The following is a 17,185-nucleotide window of genomic DNA, read 5'->3' as shown; positions in this document are numbered from 1 at the left end:
CGTCTCAGTGTCCGGTCTGGCGGACAACGAACGCTATAACCGTGCCGAAGAGGATATGACCGATGAGTGATGCCCAGGTCAAAGTGATAAAGCCAAGGAAAGGCGGCAGGCCTGCAAAAAGATGCGCCATCACATAGAGTGCGAAGACCCAAAGCCCGGTTCCAAAACCGATACCGGTCAAGAGCAACGGCAGCTTCGGGAAAATAAGGCGCTGGAGCGGCCGGGCGACGAAGAGGTAGCCGATCGGGTAGAAAATAATCCCCACCACGGCATGAATGCACTCGGCGAGCAACAGATTGTTGAAGCCGAAAACCGACTGGATCAGGCCGGCCGGCTCAAGTGGCCCACCGACCCACAGTGGCGTAATCAGGCGCGCCCAAATCTCCCAAGTGATATCGGCCGCAATGCCTGCGAATATGATCGTACGCCCCAGGCTCGGCTGGATCTCCGGAAAGACGTTCGTCTTGTTCATTTCCATCATCGACATTGGAATTCTCCTTTGGTTACAGGTTCGCTCGCGCGGACAAATTGGTGCCGACGGAGCGCTCAATTGACTTGAAAAGTTGATCGTCAGCCTTTAGGCGTTGCCGGATTTCGCCAATGCGGGAAACCGCCGCGTTATCGCCACCCGCGCCGACTGCTTTCGCGAGTGCGAGCACGAAGAAATCTCTTTGTGCGTTGCTGCCGCCGATCTTCGTGAGGTTCGCGACCATCCGGTCGATCATTTGGCGATCAGCCGGCGCATCAAGGCCGGCCAGCAAGCGGGCCATCGGCACGCCGATTTCCGCAGCGACGCGTGATTGCTCATCTGTACCTAGTGCTTTTGCATCTATTTGAGAAACGAGCTCCGCCACGCCGTCGCGTTCGCCGACGGCAACCATTGCAGCAAGGTTGTGGAGTGCGGCAAATATCAGCGTGGTATCGGTCCGGCGGCGATAAGCGGTCTCGGAAAGATCCGTCCAGCGGTCGCCGACGTGGACACCAGACTGCTCCATGCGCCACAGCAGCGAAACTGCATTGGCCATATCGCGAAAATCGTCAGTCTGCTGCGGTCGAACCTCGTCGTCGTAGATTTCGAGGACCCGATCGTGGTCGCCGCGTTCGAGATGCAGCAGGCCGAGATGCCAGGCCATATGGAATGCAAAATTGTTACACCGCGACCATGCCTTGCGGCTACCCTCCAGCCAGTCGACGCCTTGATCTGTATCACCACGCATCTCGAAGACATGCGAGACGGCATGCAAACCCCACGAGTCCTCAGGCTGTAGCGCGACCGCGCGCTGTCCAGCTGCGAGTGCTTCGGAGTAGCGGCCATGCTCTTCGAGCGCAAAAGCGTGACACCCGAGGACGAAACCTGCCGCGGCGGTAGAGGTATCGAGGTGATCTACCGCGCGTGTCGTGACCTGCAGCATGCCTGCCGCGTCTCCGGTCATGAACCGAAGGGAATGTGACAGCTTGAAGGGAAGAAATGTTGCAGGCCGGTTTTTAAAACCATGGTCAAGCACCGCAGCGGCAGCAGAGAATGATCCTTCCAGAGCGACCTCGAGTGCCTTGACGAGAATCCGCTCGTCGCTCGTCCCACCGCGTTTCCTTGTCAGTGACGCACGTGCATCCGCCAGCGCATTCGTCGCGATCGGCACTAACTCGGACCGAGCGAGAATCAGATTGGCGAAGCCCTTCAAGGCATGTCCGGCAACGTGATCAGGATCCGCGGAAAGCGTGGTCTGGAGTGCCAACCCTGTGCTCGGCCGATGAGATGCTACTCCGAAGACAGCACTCTCGAACGCCCGCTGCGCCTCGCTGCTGGCGGTGCTTGTTATCAGGTCATAGGCATCGCGTTTCATTCGTTTGCTCCTTGAGGAGGGACGTAGCCTGCAACCTCTGTGGCCTTGGGCGGAAGCGTCCGCCAAAGATCAGTACGGCCGCAGGTGTTCGTCCGTTACAGTGCTGAAGAAATATTTTTCGCAGATGCAACACGCCACGCGATCAACAGCATGAAGCCGAAAATATTTTAAAACATCTGTAACAAAATGATGCCCTATTGCGAAAAATGAACATGGCGGCTGATTCTAGGCGCTGATGGAGAGAAGGCGGCTGACTATGGAAACAGCAGGAAACGGGACGGTCGTGTTGGTCACCGGCGCTGCCGGAAACCTTGGGCGTGCAGTCGTGCATGGACTCGTGGCAAACCGATATCGCTTGGTTTGTGTCGAGCGCAGTTCTGAAGCTCTGGAGCGATTGTCCGCGGATTACGACCATGCGAGCGACATGGTGCGCTTGGGTGGAATAGATCTGACGGACGCAGATTCCTGCAAGGAAGCGGTTGACCGAGCCCTCAAGGAGTTCGGGCGAGTCGATGCCCTCGTCAATACCGTCGGCGGTTTTGAGACGGGACCTGTGGCTGAGGCGGGAGTAAATCAGTGGGAGCGGCTGTTCCGCACGAATGCTCAGACGGCTTACACAATCAGCGCTGCGGTACTTCGGCCGATGCAGGAGGCCGGCTACGGGCGCATCGTTCACATCGCCGCAGCACCTGGCCTCAAAGCAAGCGCCAACCAGGCTGCCTATGCTGCCTCGAAGGGCGCTGTTATCCGCCTGACCGAGGCAATCGCGGCCGAGAACCGCGACAAGCGAATTTCAGCCAATTGCATTCTGCCAGGAACGATTGATACTCCGCAGAACCGGGCCGCGATGCCGAATGCGAAAACCGACAGCTGGGTGCAGCCGGGTGATATCGCAAGGCTGATCGGTTTCCTCGTCTCGCCTGCTGGCGGCGTTGTCACCGGCGCTGCCATACCGGCAACCGGCCGCATATGAGGGCATCTCATGTTCGATATGTACGATCCAATCGCCGCCGGAGTGATGATATGGGCCGGCATCGGCCTCGCTGCAGCGGTGGCGTTTCTGTTATTCGGTTTCGACAGGATCGATCCGGGAGCTCACGAGGCTTACGCCGTTCGCCCGTTGCTCGTTCCTGGCCTAGTGCTCCTCTGGCCGCTCGTGATCTGGCGATGGATCATTCTTTCGAAAAAGGAGCGATAACATGCAGCGCCGCCACCGCCGCGCCCATACGGTGATCTGGACCGGCCTTGCAATCGCCATGCCGATTGCGCTCGCCATCATTTTTGCAAGCGTTCCGAAGCTGGCGACCGATGCACCGGCCGTGCGGCTCGATACCCCGGCAGGGGAAGGAGGGCAGCCGTGAGCGTATCCTACAAGCCGGTGATCTGGAACCGGGCCAAGATGATCTATGACGCGGTTCTGCTGGCCGGGATCGTCATCTATATCCTGGTCTTCCTGAAGCTCGGGCCGGTCCTGTCGCCGGCGCTGCGCGACACCGATCTTCCGACGCAGCGTATGCGCGCTTTTGGCTCGCTGGCGCTGCTTCTGCTGACCATAATACTTTCGATTGGACCGCTTGCGCGTCTCGATACACGCTTCATGCCGCTTCTCTATAATCGCCGCCATTTCGGTGTGATGACAGCAATTGTCGCCGCAACCCACGCCTACTACGTGCTTGGGTGGTACTTCTCCTACAGCCCAACGCCGCAGCTGACCGCGCTTTTCACCAGCAATACGAGCTTCACCAGTATTGTCGGCTTTCCGTTCGAGCTCTTCGGCATTCTCGCGCTCGTCATACTGGCGGTTCTTGCGGTGACGAGCCACGATTTCTGGCTTTCTTTCCTAACGCCGCCGCTGTGGAAGGCGATCCATATGAGCGTGTATCTTGCCTATGCTGCAGTCATTCTGCACGTGGCGCTCGGCGCACTCATCGATCGACGCGACTTGGCGCTCGGGTTGCTGTCAGTAGGTGGCTTGGCGCTGCTTTGCACCTTGCATTTGCTTGCAGGGCGGCGGGAAAGCTCGGCCGACGCCGCCGCATCTCCGAACGCTCCCGACGCACCCTGGATTGCCGTCGGTGATCTTGCTAAGATCGCTGAGGGACGGGCGATCATCGGAGCTGCGCCCGGCGGCGAACGCATTGCCGTCTTCCGCTCAAAAGGCGGGCTCTCGGCGGTCTCAAATGTCTGCTCGCACCAAAATGGCCCCATCGGCGAGGGCAAAGTCGTTCTGGGTTTTATCACCTGTCCGTGGCACGGCTATCAATACCGGCTCGAGGACGGCTGTTCGCCGCCGCCGTTCCGTGAACGCATCCGCAAATATCGTGTTCAGTTGCAGGGATCGACCGTTCTCGTCGATCCCGAACCGTTGCCGCGCGGCACCAAGCTAACGGCCTTTCCGATCCCAGTCGAATTTATGCCTGCCGCTCCGAAGAAAGAGGGAACAGCCTGATGCTCAGACCTGCTGAACGCGGTTTCTTTGTGGGTTATTTCAAGAAGGCACCGGCCTATGTCAGGGCGCTGATGATCGGGTTCATTGTGTTCTTCATCGCCGGTATGGCATCGGCCTCAGTGCTGATGTCGCTCAATACCGAAAGCCCGGGGGCGGGGAGCTACGCCGACGAGCTTCGCGGCGAGCATCTCATCGGGATAATGGAATTGAAGCCCTATCCGATCCTTCGAGTGCCTGCTGAAGGCTCAAAACCGGCACGGGCAGTAATGTTGGCAGGATCCGGCAAATTCGGGGTAGACGCCAGAGCGCTACCGCTTGTGGGCAAAACCGCACAGGTCGGCGGCATCTTTGTCAAGCGCGGGGATCTCGAAATGCTACTGATCGGCGGCGGCGACGATCTGAAAGCGGCCGATCTTCCGACCTCAGTCAATTTATCAATCGCTGGTCCTCAAAACCTTGGCCAATGGCGGCTGACGGGGGAGATCTGCGATGGGAAGTGCGGTGGCGGCGCAATGAAGCCCGGCACGGGGCTTTCGCACAAGGCCTGTGCCAATCTTTGTCTGAATGGCGGCGTTCCGCCGGTGTTTGTTTCCACGGCGCCGGTTGACGGTCATAGCTTCTTTCTGCTTTCATCAGAGGACGGTGGTCCGATGCCGGCCGCACTGCTCGACAAGACGGCCGTCCCGGTGGTGCTCGAAGGCAGTGTCGAGCGGCGCGACGATCTGCTGATCTTCAAGGTTGATCGGCTTGTCGATGGAGCCTGATCGTGAGTGAAAACGAAACGGCCACCCCGACCCGTCACGTCATCGGCCTTGTCCTGGCGGCGCTTGCAATCGGAATTGTTGTCCTGATCTGGAACTATGGGCTCCACTATCTGAATGGCACGATATTCGAGGAACTGCGATACCTCATTTTCGCCGTCGTCGTTATCGGCCTTCTCTCGGGACTCCAAAACTTCTTGTCCCGGTTCGATCGTTAACCTGTGAGACCGATCGGGCGGCATTTCGTGCTGCCATGAGCGCCGAATTGTGTCGGTACAATTAGGACGATGTAACAACCTGACCCATTCCAACGAAGAAGTTACGCGGACCACACGACATTGTCCGCGCGCCGTCGAATTGTCTCGGCGCAGCGTCAACGATCAGCACAGGAACAACACGATGGAAACAACGGCCGAGTCGACGAACGAAGCAAACGAAGATGATATCCGTCATCGCGCCTATCTGCTCTGGCTGGAAGAAGGGCAGCCCGACGGCCGGGCAGACGACCACTGGCATCAGGCACGGTTCGTGGCCGAGACGAAAGAGGCCGTGCCGGTGGCAGTGACAGTGCCGAAGGGAAAAGCGAAGTAACGATACTGGATTCAGGGCTGGATGGTGCCCTGATTTTCCAATCTAACGGTATGACGATGCACATGAAGCCACAATCAATCTTCGACACTGCCGAGGGACGCCGTCTGCGTGGGGGAAGCGATGCCAACTGGCGCCGATGGGGGCCGTACTTGGCCGAACGCCAATGGGGGACTGTCCGCGAGGATTACAGTGTCAATGGCGATGCCTGGAACGCGTTTTCGTTCGACGATGCACGAAGCCGGGTCTATCGTTGGGGCGAAGACGGGATTGCCGGATTCTGTGACGACAGCATGCGCTGGTGTCTGTCGCTGGCACTCTGGAACGGAAGAGATCCCATCCTCAAGGAGCGGCTGTTTGGCCTGAGCAACGAGCAGGGCAACCATGGTGAGGACGTCAAAGAAGTCTATCACTATCTGGATGCCACACCAACGCACTCCTACCAGAAAATGGCCTATCGTTATCCGCAGGCGGCATTTCCTTACGATGAGCTCATCCGCGTTAATGGCGAGCGTTCGCGTATCGAGCGGGAGTACGAACTCCCCGATACCGGCATATTCGCCGACGGTCGATTTTTCGATGTAACGATTGAATATGCCAAGGCGGCGCCGGACGACGTTCTCATGCGCATCGTCATTAAAAATGCCGCCGTCGAGGCGGCGCGCATTCATGTGCTGCCGCAGTTATGGGCAAGAAACACCTGGTCATGGAAGACTGGAAACGAGCGGCCTGTTCTTGAACGTGCCGCGATAGGAGATGTGCTGGCGCGACGGGCAGGCAAAAGGACATGGCGGTTGAGCGTCGATCGGCGCGCGGAGTTTCTTTTCTGTGAAAACGAAACCAACGCACCACTCCTGTTCGGATCGCCTGCAAAGGGTCCGTTCAAGGACGGCATCAACGACTATGTCGTCGATCGGAAGGCAGACGCTATCAGCGCGAACGGACGTGGCAGCAAGGTTGCCGCCCACTGCATACTCGACATTCCCGCTTTGGGGAGCCGCGAACTCCGGCTTCGATGGCGCCCAGACGGTATTGCGACGGAACCATTCATCGATTTTGACACGGTTTTCCAGGAGCGTGTCGCGGAGACGGACGAATTCTATCGTGCCCTCCAGCATGGCATCGACAACGAGGATGCTCGAAAGGTGCAGCGGCAAGCGCTGGCAGGCATGTTGTGGTCTAAACAGGTCTACTATTTTGATGTTCCGACCTGGTTGGACGGCGATCCTGCCCAGCCGAGGCCGTCGGCCGAGCGGCGCAAGGGCCGCAACGCCGATTGGCGTCACCTCAACAACGCTGACGTCATCGCCATGCCCGACACCTGGGAATATCCATGGTATGCCGCATGGGACCTAGCGTTTCACTGCGTCTCGCTGGCGCTTGTCGACCCCGCCTTTGCCAAGGGCCAGCTCGCTCTCTTTACACGCGAGTGGTTCATGCATCCCAATGGGCAGCTTCCGGCTTACGAATGGGAGTTCGGTGATGTCAATCCGCCCGTCCATGCGTGGGCTGCACTAAAGGTCTACCAGATGGACCGCGCGCTGACCGGCGTGGGCGACGTCGACTTTCTAAAGAGAATATTTCACAAGCTGATGCTGAACTTCACCTGGTGGGTGAATCGCAAGGATAGTGGCGGCCGCAACATTTTTCAGGGTGGGTTTCTCGGACTGGACAACATCAGTCCCTTCAACCGTTCGGAGGTTTTGCCGAATGGCGCTTCGATCGATCAGGCCGACGGAACGGCCTGGATGGCCATGTATGCACTGAACCTGATGCGCATTGCGATTGAACTATCGATGACCGATCCGGTCTATGAGGATATCGCCACGAAATTCTTCGAGCACTTCCTTTCAATTGCTGGCGCCATGGCTGACGTCGCGGGCAGCGGCCAGGCCCTCTGGGATAACGTCGACGGATTCTTCTACGATATTCTTCACACCAAGGAGGGGCGTATTCACCCGATCCCTGCAAGATCAATGGTCGGTTTGATCCCGATTTTTGCTGTTGAAGTGCTTGACCAGGCCGTTCTCGATAAGGTTCCGGGGTTCGCCAAACGTCTACAATGGTTTCTCAAGCATCGGCCGCAATTGGCGAGCCTGGTACCGAAGTGGACAGACCCAGGGGTTGGCGAACGAAGCCTTCTTTCGCTGCTGCATGGCGACCGGTTGAGAGACCTGCTGCGAAAGATGCTCGATCCGGACGAATTTCTTTCCGATTTTGGCATACGGTCGATGTCCAAAGCACATCTCGATGCACCATGCAGCGTCAGCTTCGCTGGCATGCAGCTTGACGCCACCTATACACCGGGAGAGGCAGTCACCGGCCTGTTCGGAGGCAATTCGAATTGGCGAGGGCCGATCTGGATGCCGGTCAACTTCTTGCTTATCGATTCGTTGCGGAAATTCCATGCTTACTTCGGCGACGACTATAAGGTCGAGTGCCCGGTCGGATCGGGTCACATGCTCAGTCTGAAGGAGGTGGCGGATGAGTTAAACCGGCGATTACAGAGGCTTTTCATAAGCGAGGCGGGCGGCCGACGGTCGTCTTTGAAATCGGACGCGACGATCGATGACAACCTGTTGTTCCACGAATATTTTCACGGCGACACCGGGGAGGGGCTTGGTGCCTCGCACCAGACCGGGTGGACGGCTCTTATTGCCAATCTTCTCCACGATCAGGGAATGGTAATGCCCGCGCGCCGGTAGCGCGAAAGGCTGACATGATTTTCCGCGGATTTCTTAACGCGCCATAAGCCAGACGGCGCCCGGTACAGTCACCCACCGCTCGCCTGCCTGCCGAGACGAGCAAGGATCTCGGCGCCGTCTATCGACGCTCGGCTCCGTTCCAGCGCATCCCTTTCTTCAACCGCCTGATGCCAATGTTCCGCGCTTTTGCCATCCGGCCGCCCTGCCGCCTCCCAGAGCGCATACGCACGTTTGCCAATCCATTGGTTTCGTTCTGCAAGATGAATCACGGCATGGTCTCCATCCGTTCCTTGTGATGGAAACGGACTCGGTTAGGGATTTGCACCGTGAGACGGGCACACGAACAAATCTGAAGCAGGATTTAGAATCGCCCAGCGCTAGGGCAGTTTCCCCGGCGCTGACGCCGCGACGTCGCCCTTGCGGCGCTTCGGCAGCTTCCAGCCGGGGCGGACGAAATGGCAGGTATAGCCATTCGGAATCCGCTCCAGATAGTCCTGATGTTCCGGCTCGGCTTCCCAGAAGTCGCTGTTGGCGGTCACTTCGGTGACGACCTTGCCCGGCCACAGGCCCGATGCATCGACGTCGGCGATCGTGTCCTCGGCGACGCGCTTTTGCTCGTCACTGGTATAGAAGATCGCCGAACGGTAGCTGGCGCCTCGGTCGTTGCCCTGGCGGTTCGGCGTCGACGGATCGTGAATCTGGAAGAAGAATTCCAGCAGTTCGCGATAGCTGATCTTGGCCGGATCGAAGATGATCTCGATCGCCTCGGCGTGGTTGCCGTGGTTGCGGTAGGTGGCATTGGGCACTTCGCCGCCAGTATAACCGACGCGGGTCGACATCACGCCGTTATAGCGGCGAATGAGATCCTGCATGCCCCAGAAGCAGCCGCCTGCGAGAACTGCACGTTCCGTCGTCATTGAACTTCCTCCACCTGATCGAGATAAGCGCCATAGCCTTCCGCTTCCATCTTGTCGCGATGGACGAAGCGGAGCGACGCCGAGTTGATGCAATAGCGCAAGCCGCCGCGATCGCGTGGGCCGTCGGGGAAGACATGGCCGAGATGGCTGTCGCCGTGGCTGGAGCGCACTTCGGTGCGCACCATTCCATGCGAGATATCGGTCAGCTCGCTGACATTGGCAGGCTCGATCGGCTTAGTGAAGCTCGGCCAGCCACAGCCGGACTCGTACTTGTCGACCGAGGCAAAGAGCGGCTCGCCCGATACGATATCGACGTAGATGCCCGGATCCTTGTTATCGAGATATGCGCCGGTGCCCGGGCGCTCGGTGCCCGACTGCTGCGTCACGCGGTATTGCTCCGGCGTGAGCTTGGCGATGGCGTCGGCACTCTTTCCATAGTGCTGCATGATTTTCTCCTAGCAATGACCTGCCACGTCAATTGCCTCCTGCAGACGCGACGAGAACGGGCTTGTCGCGATAATCCGACGGGAACATCTGCTTGAGGCTTGCGATCTTCGGCAGATCGTTGATCACAATATCGGGATAAGTCGGGGGTTCGTCAGGAAATCCTGATGGTAGTTGTCGGCTGTGTAGACCGTCTTGCCCGTCTCGTTGGTGACAATTGCCGCGCCAAACGCGCCGGCGTGATTGAGCCGGCCGATATAGGCCTTGGCGACCTTTGGCTGCTCGTCATTTGTCGGGAAGATCGCAGAACGGTAATTCCTTCCGATATCGGGGCCCTGTCGTTTGAGCTGGTCGGGTCGTGCGGGACGGAAAAATAGAATTGCAGCAGAAGCCCGTAGCTCACCTTCTTGGGATCGACGCAAGGGTATTCCGTCGCAGCCTGGCGCAGCACGGTGTATAGATCGCCGCTGAGCATGTGGCGCAATTCTTCGTTGGTATGGGCAACGACATATTGCGATGCGTTTTCAGCTCCAGCCTTGGTGAAGCCGATGCCCAACGCCGCGGCAGCACCGCCTGCACGGGCGGGAAGAGTTCTTCGGTTCAGCACACCTGTCTCCTTAGAGTAGGACGGGTTGTCCAGTCGAGATACGTTCGCCGGGACGCGGTTGTTACATTGGAAACTAATCAACACTGGAACGTGAGGCGCTGCAATCAACGTAAAACGAGTCCCGGCGTCCGCGTAGCAAACCGATCACGCTTGAGGCAGCAGTCTTCGACCGGTCCCGACCGTGCCAAAACTGAGATCACAGACGATCCCATGAAATTTTACGCTTGCTGTAACGGACCACGCGTCCTGTGCGTAACAGTCATGAAAAATTAACTGTATGACATGGTGATGTTTGATGACGGCAGACAGTGAGGTTTTCGCGCTCGCCCAGGTTCGCGAGTCCCTAAATCAGGCGATGAAGTTTCACGCTGCTGGCGAAATCGACCGCGCCGAGCAATATTATCGCGAGGTCCTCAAGGATCGCTACCGCGTTCTGGACGTGCTCCCACTGCTTGCCGGCATCGCTGCATTGAAAGGCGACGCCGAGGCGGCGATTGCTTACTGGACCGACATGCTTCGGATCAAACCAGACCATTTGGTCGCCCTTCTTGAAAAAGGCGCCCTGCTTCTCAAGCGTGGCGACACTGTGGAGGCTATAGGCTGTTTTGAAGATGCGGCGAAAGCTTCGCCCAACAATCCGCTGGTCCTCAACAATCTGTCCGTAGCTCTTGCACGGGCCAATCGCCACGACGATGCCCTCGATGGCTTCCGGCGGATGATGCAGCTTCAGCCCGAGAACATCTTGCCGGTACATCAGGTTCGTCGTCTGACCTCGAGGATCGTTCCCTTTTGGCATATTCCAATGTTGAACGATGTGCCCAGAAACGAGGCCTTCGAGGCGGCGATCACGAAAGCCGTTGCTGCGCATGGAACCTCGGCCCAAATTCTCGATATCGGCGCCGGCAGCGGGCTCCTGTCCATGATGGCTGCGAGAGCAGGCGCGACGAACATCGTCACCTGTGAAGCAGTCCCGGTCATCGCGGACACCGCCAAACGGATTGTGGCGCAAAACGGATTCTCTGCGCGCATTGCGGTTATCAACAAAATGTCCACGGATCTTGTCATCGGAGAGGACATGGAGAATCGGGCCGACATTCTGGTTTCCGAAATTCTGTCCAGTGACCTTCTCGCAGAGGAGGTCCTCAACACTTTTGAGGACGCACACACACGGCTGATAAGCGACGAGGCGACGATTATCCCGCGAGCTGCCACCGCTGTCGGTTGCTTGGTTGAGAGTAGTGTCCTCAGCAAATACTCATTTGTCGATGAGGTGTCAGGCTTCGACGTATCGGAATTCTCGGCGCTTGCTGCCAATCGATTGCCGGTACATGGCACGATGACGGAATGGAAGAGACTCTCATCGGATATCGAGCTTCTAACGATCGACCTGACCCGGCCAAAACATTCCGAAGAAATTCGTATTCTCGATATTCCGATTATCTCGGACGGTGTCGCCACCGGCGTCGTGCAGTGGATGAAAATCGACCTCGCGGAGGGGATCGAATTTGCAAACCACCCAGACGATTACTCCGATGGCGGTTGGCTGCAGGTCCTGCACCCGTTTCCCAAGCCGATAAACGTCCAAGCCGGCACCATGCTGAAGATCGTCGCAGGCCATGACCGGAATAGCTTGATACTGATGCCGGCGGTCTCGGCTCAAAATTGAGAGATCGATGAAAAAAGCATTTGTGTTTGATGCCTATGGCACGCTTTACGATCTGGAGTCAGTCGAGCAATCGGTCGAAGCCGCCTTTCCCCGGCCAGGGAAGCTTGATTGCCCATGTCTGGCGGATGAAGCGGCCTGAATACTCGTGGCTTAGAACGCTTATGAACCGCTATGAGGACTTCTGGTCCATGACGTTGCGATCGCTCGACTACACTCTTGGGTCGCTTCAGTTGGCCGCCAGCGAACAGTTGCGTCTGGATATCGCTGCCACCTATCTGGATCTCGCCCCCTATGATGATGCAGTTGTCTGTCTCGACAACTTGGTGCCACATCGTCGAGCAATCCTGTCGAATGGGACTCGATCAATGTTATCGGCCCTTGCCGCAAACTCCAGACTCGAACGGTATCTCGATCACATCCTCAGCGTCGATGCCGTTCGCGCCTTCAAGCCCGCGCCACAGGCCTATGAGATTGTGGAGCAGGCTCTCGCCGTCGAACGCAGCGACGTCGTGTTCGTCTCGTCAAACGGCATCGACATCTATGGTGCCAAGAGTTTCGGCTTCACGGTCGTCCGCGTCGCGCGCACCGATACCAGCGTTCCCGGGCCGCGCGTCGCGCCGAATAGCATAGACGAGCGGCTCTTCTACGGACTGATACGGGGTAACGCGGAAATGTTGTACCATACTGCGGACTTCACGGTTGCCTCATTGGCGGATATCTCCAGCCTGTTCTGCGATCATGGGAACAATGGATAATGTATCTCTACGTCAAGGCATTGCACGTTTTTGCCGTTGTCGCATTCATTGGAGGCATGTTGGCAATGGCGCTTGCGTTACGAGTCGCAATCGTTGCACCGCGGAACGTCGATGGTGGGTAACCGGTGTTCTGGCCCCACATTGCCCGTTGTCGCCTAATCTGTGATCGACGTTCCATGGACGAGCGACAAGGAGTTTCTCCATGGAGACTACATTGGAGGTTCTCACGAAGCGACGGAGCCGACGGGAGGCTCACCGCCAATGGTCGGACGAGGTGAAGGCACGGATCGTTTCGGAGAGCTTGCGTCCGGGCGTGACGGTGAACGAGGTCGCGGAACGTCACGGGTTGAAAGCCAATCATCTGTCGTCCTGGCGAACGCTGGCGCGGCAGGGGAAGCTGGTTTTACCGGAGCCGGAAGACGCAGTCGAATTCGCGGCCATGGTTGTCGAGATGCCCGCACCGGAGCCGCCGACCCCCAAAGCAGTGTCCCGCGCCGAGATTGTCGTCGGCCTTGTCACCATCCGTCTTGAGGAAGGTGCGCCTGCTGCCCGGATCGCCGCCATCGCGCGTGCCCTGGCGGCGGCGACATGATCTTTCCATCGAACCGCGTTCGGATCATGGTCGCGACTAAACCAGTCGACTTCCGCAAGGGGCATGACGGACTGGCGGCGCTTGTGAAGAACGAGTTGCACAAGGACCCGTTCACCGGAACAGTCTTCGTGTTCCGGTCGCGCAAGGCGGACCGGTTGAAGCTGATCTACTGGGATGGCAGCGGGATTGTGCTGGCCTACAAGCGGCTGGAAGATCACACCTTCACCTGGCCCGGCATACGGGATGGACTGATGACGCTGACCCACGCCCAGTTCGAAGCCCTCTTTGCGGGCCTCGACTGGCGGCGGGTTCATGCCGTCCAGACGAGAACGCCGGAGGCTATCGAATAGCTGCGGCACTGTGACTCAGCACGACAGATTCCAAGGGCAAATCGGCGCGGGATTTGGTAAATTCTGGCCATGCTTGATACCGCCGATCTTCCCGATGATGTTGCCGCCCTAAAGGCGATGCTGATTGCAGCCCAGGAACGCGAGTCAGGCAAAGACGCCCAGATTGCCCGCAAGGACGAGCGGATCGAACGGCTTGAGAAGCTGGTCGCGGCCTTCAAGCAGGCAGCCTTCGGGCGCAAGTCCGAGAAGACCGATCCCGACCAGTTCGATCTGGCACTGGAAGACCTGGAAACGGCAATTGCCACGATCCATGCCGAGGATGAGGCGGACGTTCCTACTGGAAATAGGATTGCCAAGCCACGCGCGATCAATCGCGGCTCTCTTCCAAAACATCTTCCCCGTGTGGTGGAGGTGATCGAGCCGGAAAGCCTGGTCTGCGCCTGCGGCGGTTGCCTACATCGCATCGGCGAGGATGTGTCCGAACGGCTGGATGTCGTCCCGGCGCAGTACCGCGTCATCGTCACTCGCCGCCCCAAATATGCATGCCGTGCCTGCACCGACGGTGTGGTTCAGGCTCCGGCTCCGGCACGCCTGATCCAGGCTGGCCTGCCGACGGAAGCGTCCGTCGCCCATGTGCTGGTCTCCAAATATGCCGATCATCTTCCGCTTTACCGCCAGGCCCAGATCATGAGCCGCCAGGGCATCGATCTCGACCGATCCACGCTTGCCGACTGGGTCGGGCGAGCAGCGTTCGAATTGCGCCCCGTCTTCGATGCATTGATCACGGACCTGAAGCGCTCGACCAAGCTCTTCATGGACGAGACCCGTGCCCCGGTTCTCGATCCCGGCTCGCGCAAGACCAAGACCGGCTACTTCTGGGCGCTGGCGCGGGATGATCGCCCATGGGGCGGCGGCGCTCCACCGGGCGTTGCCTTCACCTATGCTCCGGGTCGCGGGGGCGTTCATGCCGAGCGCATATTGCAGGACTTCTCGGGCATCCTGCAGGTCGATGGCTATGCCGGATACAACAGGCTGATCGCACCGGACAGGGTCGGCGCGGACATTCGGCTTGCGTATTGTTGGGCCCATGCCCGGCGCAAGCTGATGGAGATCACCCGCAACGGATCAGCACCGATTGCCGAGGACGGGGTCAAACGGATCGGAGAATTGTATCGGATCGAAGCCAAATTGCGCGGTCTTGATCCGCAGGCTCGCCTTGCTGGACGGCAGGAACGATCAGCGCCACTGATCACTGACATGCAGGCCTGGCTTGTCAGTCACCGTGCCCGTGTCGGTACGAAGTCCCCACTCGGCGAGGCTTTGGCCTATATGGCCAAATACTGGGAGGGTCTGAAGCTCTTCCTGACCGACGGCCGCATCGAGATCGACAGCAACAGCGTCGAGCGAACCATTCGGCCGATAGCCTTGAACAGGAAGAATGCTCTCTTCGCCGGGCACGACGCTGGAGCAGAGAACTGGGCAACTATCGCCTCGCTGGTTGAGACCTGCAAACTAAATGCCGTCGATCCGCTGGCCTATCTGACCGCCACGCTCAGCGCCGTCGTCAACGGTCACAAACAAAGCCGCGTCGAAGAACTGCTGCCGTGGAATTGCCTAGCAAGATAACATCGATCGCTGGCTCGACGCTCCATCGTGAAGACGTCTGAATAACTTGCGATAGGCACTTTCGATGGAGCTGACTGTAGCTGTCTCGTTGGCACTGATTGGTTTCAAAGGAGATTGTTGACCAACATCCATCGCACAACGCCAAAATCCATGACGCTCTGCCGACGACATGCAATAGTTGCATGATCCCGGCAAAGTGGCGAGAAGCGAATGAGTGCGAATGGACCGAACGACGATTGGCCAAGGGCTGTCATCGAATTCCTGAGGGAAAGTCTGCCGGTGGACAGTCGATCACCGCTGAGATGGTCCGATGGAAGCATGACAGCTTATCAGTTGGGGTGTGATGCGTTGGTGGCGTTGGGACAGGCAGAGCGCTTCGGGCCAGGCGCGCTGGCGAAGGACTGTCCAAGAATACCCGAAATTCTACCGCGCTGGGATGACCTATGCGTGACTGTCCTGGGACTGGCGGATGTGACGTTCTTGCATCCGGGAGCGCCCACCCCACCCGGGAGATATCAACCGGCTCGGACAACCCCAGATGCGAGTATCGCTGCCTACAAGACAGCGGACGCGGCACAGGCTAGCACAGACATTTTACCGCTGCTCGCCATCCTCGGTCTCACGGAGACGGGGCGATGGACAGAAGCTTCAGAGACGATCCACTGGCGAGGTGCGGACGGCTGGAAGCCTTCAAACGTCCAAGACGTTCGCTTTGTGGAAGCAGTCAAAATTGCCTGCGAGACAATGCCTGATGACATCAACGACGAAATGGACCGCCTCGTGACGATCACTGACGACGATGTGGAAAAGAGGGTGATACTCAGCGGCGAGGTCAGAGACTCAAACTATGCCAACGCCAAGCGACGAGGGCAGGACGTCGCGCCTCCCGAGATTGTCCCGTCGGAAATTGAGCTGGCGCGCGCGCGTGCTGGCGTCGAGCATAGCCGGTCAGGCAAACTCGACTGGATGTTTTATCGACGCTGGCGACTATCCGACGGTTGGCTCTCGGCTGAAGAGTCTCAAAGAGCGCTCGAAATATTCCACGATCCGCTTGCGCAGAATATGAGACGCGCCGTCATAAGCGAGCGGTATGATGGCCTCGTCATGGCTGAATTGGGCTGGAAGCCGCCAAACAAGTCATCCGCCTCATAACTCTCGGCAACGATCTGCAACTTTTGCTCGTCGCTCCACTCGAACCGCCGCCCGCTGGTAAAGACCTCAACCCGGCGCACCGGCTCTTGGGGTTCGAGCGTAAGCTGAAAATCGATGGACCGAACATCGTCAATCGAGCACTGATCCGGAAGGTGCGATCAGAACACCGCGTACGATGGTGGCCGATTTGGTGAAACCATTTTGCGTTGGGACGGCCTAGTGACTACCCCGGCTCTCGCCGTCGTTTGGATGGCGGGCTTCACGATGGCCTTCGGTGTTGGGTGGGAGAGTTCACCCTGGCTGTTGCTGAAAATGATCCCAGTGGTGCTATTGAGTGGTCTGCACAGCCTCCAGGCGACGGCGTTGAGACGTCTGCTGCGGGAAGGAAAAATGGTAGGACCACTGTTCCGCGCCGCTCCGGTAGCCATCCTCGTGGCATTCGCTTCATCGCTTGGCTCGCGGTCACCAAACCCTTCTGAGTTGCCTCTTCATCCTTATCTGAGGAACTAACCTTTTGATCGACCCGAGACTTGAATTCTAAACGCTCGAACTCGAACCGAGGGAATCTTGGTCGCAGATACACATGAGGTTTGACTGCCATGGAATTGGAGCAGGCGCTTGCAGTTTTCGGGACCGAGTTTGCCCGAACGGCGCCCGACGACCGAGTTACGCTCTACGAGGACGAAAATAGCCGACCTCCCGGCGACCTCCATACCAAACCCAGGATAA

19 protein-coding genes and 1 pseudogene are annotated in these 17,185 nt (G+C 58.3%); 14 read left to right on the top strand and 6 right to left on the bottom strand.

What is annotated here, in order from left to right; translation table 11 throughout:
- Nucleotides 1-4: 4 nt before the first annotated feature.
- Together BS630_RS30225 and BS630_RS30220 are read right to left on the bottom strand one after the other, a co-directional pair.
- Complete coding sequence (locus BS630_RS30225) at nucleotides 5-487, bottom strand: hypothetical protein (RefSeq protein WP_018069722.1); 483 nt, start codon at nucleotides 485-487, stop codon at nucleotides 5-7.
- A 16-nt stretch (nucleotides 488-503) separates the two neighbouring features.
- Entirely contained in the window at nucleotides 504-1,844 is a 1,341-nt protein-coding gene (locus BS630_RS30220) for a tetratricopeptide repeat protein (RefSeq protein WP_077980343.1), read from the bottom strand.
- A 256-nt stretch (nucleotides 1,845-2,100) separates the two neighbouring features.
- Here BS630_RS30220 and BS630_RS30215 point away from each other — a divergent pair, with 256 nt between their 5' ends.
- The 7 genes from BS630_RS30215 to BS630_RS30185 all read left to right on the top strand — a co-directional run bounded on the left by BS630_RS30215 (nucleotide 2,101) and on the right by BS630_RS30185 (nucleotide 8,347).
- Nucleotides 2,101-2,817: an SDR family NAD(P)-dependent oxidoreductase gene (locus BS630_RS30215; RefSeq protein WP_077980342.1), complete on the top strand. Its 717-nt coding sequence runs from the start codon at nucleotides 2,101-2,103 to the stop codon at nucleotides 2,815-2,817.
- A gap of 226 nt (nucleotides 2,818-3,043) precedes the next feature.
- The gene (locus tag BS630_RS37530) at nucleotides 3,044-3,205 is read left to right on the top strand and encodes a hypothetical protein (protein ID WP_018069726.1); all 162 of its coding nucleotides are present in this window, start codon (nucleotides 3,044-3,046) and stop codon (nucleotides 3,203-3,205) included.
- Nucleotides 3,202-4,293 (top strand): Rieske 2Fe-2S domain-containing protein, encoded by a 1,092-nt coding sequence (locus tag BS630_RS30205; RefSeq protein ID WP_077980340.1) that lies wholly within the window; start codon nucleotides 3,202-3,204, stop codon nucleotides 4,291-4,293. Before BS630_RS37530 ends, BS630_RS30205 begins: the two co-directional genes overlap by 4 nt.
- Complete coding sequence (locus BS630_RS30200; RefSeq protein WP_077980339.1) at nucleotides 4,293-5,057, top strand: hypothetical protein; 765 nt, start codon at nucleotides 4,293-4,295, stop codon at nucleotides 5,055-5,057. The genes BS630_RS30205 and BS630_RS30200 overlap by 1 nt, the downstream gene beginning before the upstream one ends.
- A 2-nt stretch (nucleotides 5,058-5,059) precedes the next feature.
- Nucleotides 5,060-5,272 carry a hypothetical protein gene (locus BS630_RS30195; protein ID WP_077980338.1) on the top strand — a complete coding sequence of 71 codons (213 nt, stop codon included), beginning with the start codon at nucleotides 5,060-5,062 and terminating at the stop codon, nucleotides 5,270-5,272.
- Between the two features lie 181 nt (nucleotides 5,273-5,453).
- Complete coding sequence (locus tag BS630_RS30190; protein ID WP_077980337.1) at nucleotides 5,454-5,645, top strand: DUF2934 domain-containing protein; 192 nt, start codon at nucleotides 5,454-5,456, stop codon at nucleotides 5,643-5,645.
- 50 nt (nucleotides 5,646-5,695) lie between these two features.
- Nucleotides 5,696-8,347 (top strand): MGH1-like glycoside hydrolase domain-containing protein, encoded by a 2,652-nt coding sequence (locus BS630_RS30185; RefSeq protein ID WP_376774678.1) that lies wholly within the window; start codon nucleotides 5,696-5,698, stop codon nucleotides 8,345-8,347.
- A 68-nt stretch (nucleotides 8,348-8,415) separates the two neighbouring features.
- On the opposite strand, the gene BS630_RS30180 is transcribed toward BS630_RS30185, so the two are convergent.
- From BS630_RS30180 to BS630_RS30165, 4 genes and pseudogenes are all read right to left on the bottom strand, one after another.
- Nucleotides 8,416-8,613, bottom strand: a complete 198-nt coding sequence (locus BS630_RS30180) for a DUF2934 domain-containing protein (protein WP_077980736.1) — start codon at nucleotides 8,611-8,613, stop codon at nucleotides 8,416-8,418.
- A 111-nt stretch (nucleotides 8,614-8,724) separates the two neighbouring features.
- Nucleotides 8,725-9,264, bottom strand: coding sequence for a peptide-methionine (S)-S-oxide reductase MsrA (gene msrA / locus BS630_RS30175; RefSeq protein WP_077980335.1), 540 nt, complete (start codon nucleotides 9,262-9,264; stop codon nucleotides 8,725-8,727).
- Nucleotides 9,261-9,710 (bottom strand): peptide-methionine (R)-S-oxide reductase MsrB, encoded by a 450-nt coding sequence (gene msrB / locus BS630_RS30170; RefSeq protein ID WP_077980334.1) that lies wholly within the window; start codon nucleotides 9,708-9,710, stop codon nucleotides 9,261-9,263. The genes msrA and msrB overlap by 4 nt, the downstream gene beginning before the upstream one ends.
- Before the next feature lie 28 nt (nucleotides 9,711-9,738).
- Nucleotides 9,739-10,123, bottom strand: a pseudogene (locus BS630_RS30165) (peptide-methionine (S)-S-oxide reductase); the annotation flags it as partial.
- Between the two features lie 487 nt (nucleotides 10,124-10,610).
- On the opposite strand from BS630_RS30165, the gene BS630_RS30160 reads away from it, so the two are divergent.
- The 7 genes from BS630_RS30160 (at nucleotide 10,611) to BS630_RS30135 (ending at nucleotide 16,456) form a co-directional block, all read left to right on the top strand.
- Nucleotides 10,611-11,981 (top strand): tetratricopeptide repeat protein, encoded by a 1,371-nt coding sequence (locus BS630_RS30160; RefSeq protein ID WP_077980333.1) that lies wholly within the window; start codon nucleotides 10,611-10,613, stop codon nucleotides 11,979-11,981.
- A gap of 7 nt (nucleotides 11,982-11,988) precedes the next feature.
- Entirely contained in the window at nucleotides 11,989-12,120 is a 132-nt protein-coding gene (locus BS630_RS38475) for a hypothetical protein (protein WP_269207218.1), read from the top strand.
- Complete coding sequence (locus BS630_RS30155; RefSeq protein ID WP_245310547.1) at nucleotides 12,086-12,736, top strand: haloacid dehalogenase type II; 651 nt, start codon at nucleotides 12,086-12,088, stop codon at nucleotides 12,734-12,736. The genes BS630_RS38475 and BS630_RS30155 overlap by 35 nt, the downstream gene beginning before the upstream one ends.
- Before the next feature lie 202 nt (nucleotides 12,737-12,938).
- A complete protein-coding gene (tnpA, locus tag BS630_RS30150) occupies nucleotides 12,939-13,328 on the top strand; it encodes an IS66-like element accessory protein TnpA (RefSeq protein WP_011651738.1) in 390 nt (129 codons plus the stop codon).
- Nucleotides 13,325-13,678: an IS66 family insertion sequence element accessory protein TnpB gene (gene tnpB / locus BS630_RS30145; protein WP_011651739.1), complete on the top strand. Its 354-nt coding sequence runs from the start codon at nucleotides 13,325-13,327 to the stop codon at nucleotides 13,676-13,678. Before tnpA ends, tnpB begins: the two co-directional genes overlap by 4 nt.
- A gap of 69 nt (nucleotides 13,679-13,747) precedes the next feature.
- Entirely contained in the window at nucleotides 13,748-15,304 is a 1,557-nt protein-coding gene (tnpC, locus tag BS630_RS30140; RefSeq protein ID WP_077980332.1) for an IS66 family transposase, read from the top strand.
- A 318-nt stretch (nucleotides 15,305-15,622) separates the two neighbouring features.
- On the top strand, nucleotides 15,623-16,456 hold the full coding sequence (locus BS630_RS30135; RefSeq protein WP_245310545.1) for a hypothetical protein: 834 nt from the start codon (nucleotides 15,623-15,625) through the stop codon (nucleotides 16,454-16,456).
- The last annotated feature ends 729 nt before the right edge of the window (nucleotides 16,457-17,185 follow it).

This window comes from Rhizobium laguerreae (genome assembly GCF_002008165.1).
GTDB classification, from domain to species: Bacteria; Pseudomonadota; Alphaproteobacteria; order Rhizobiales; family Rhizobiaceae; genus Rhizobium; species Rhizobium laguerreae.
The sequence above is the reverse complement of the archived record's forward strand: the minus strand, read 5'-3'. Positions and strand labels throughout refer to the sequence as shown.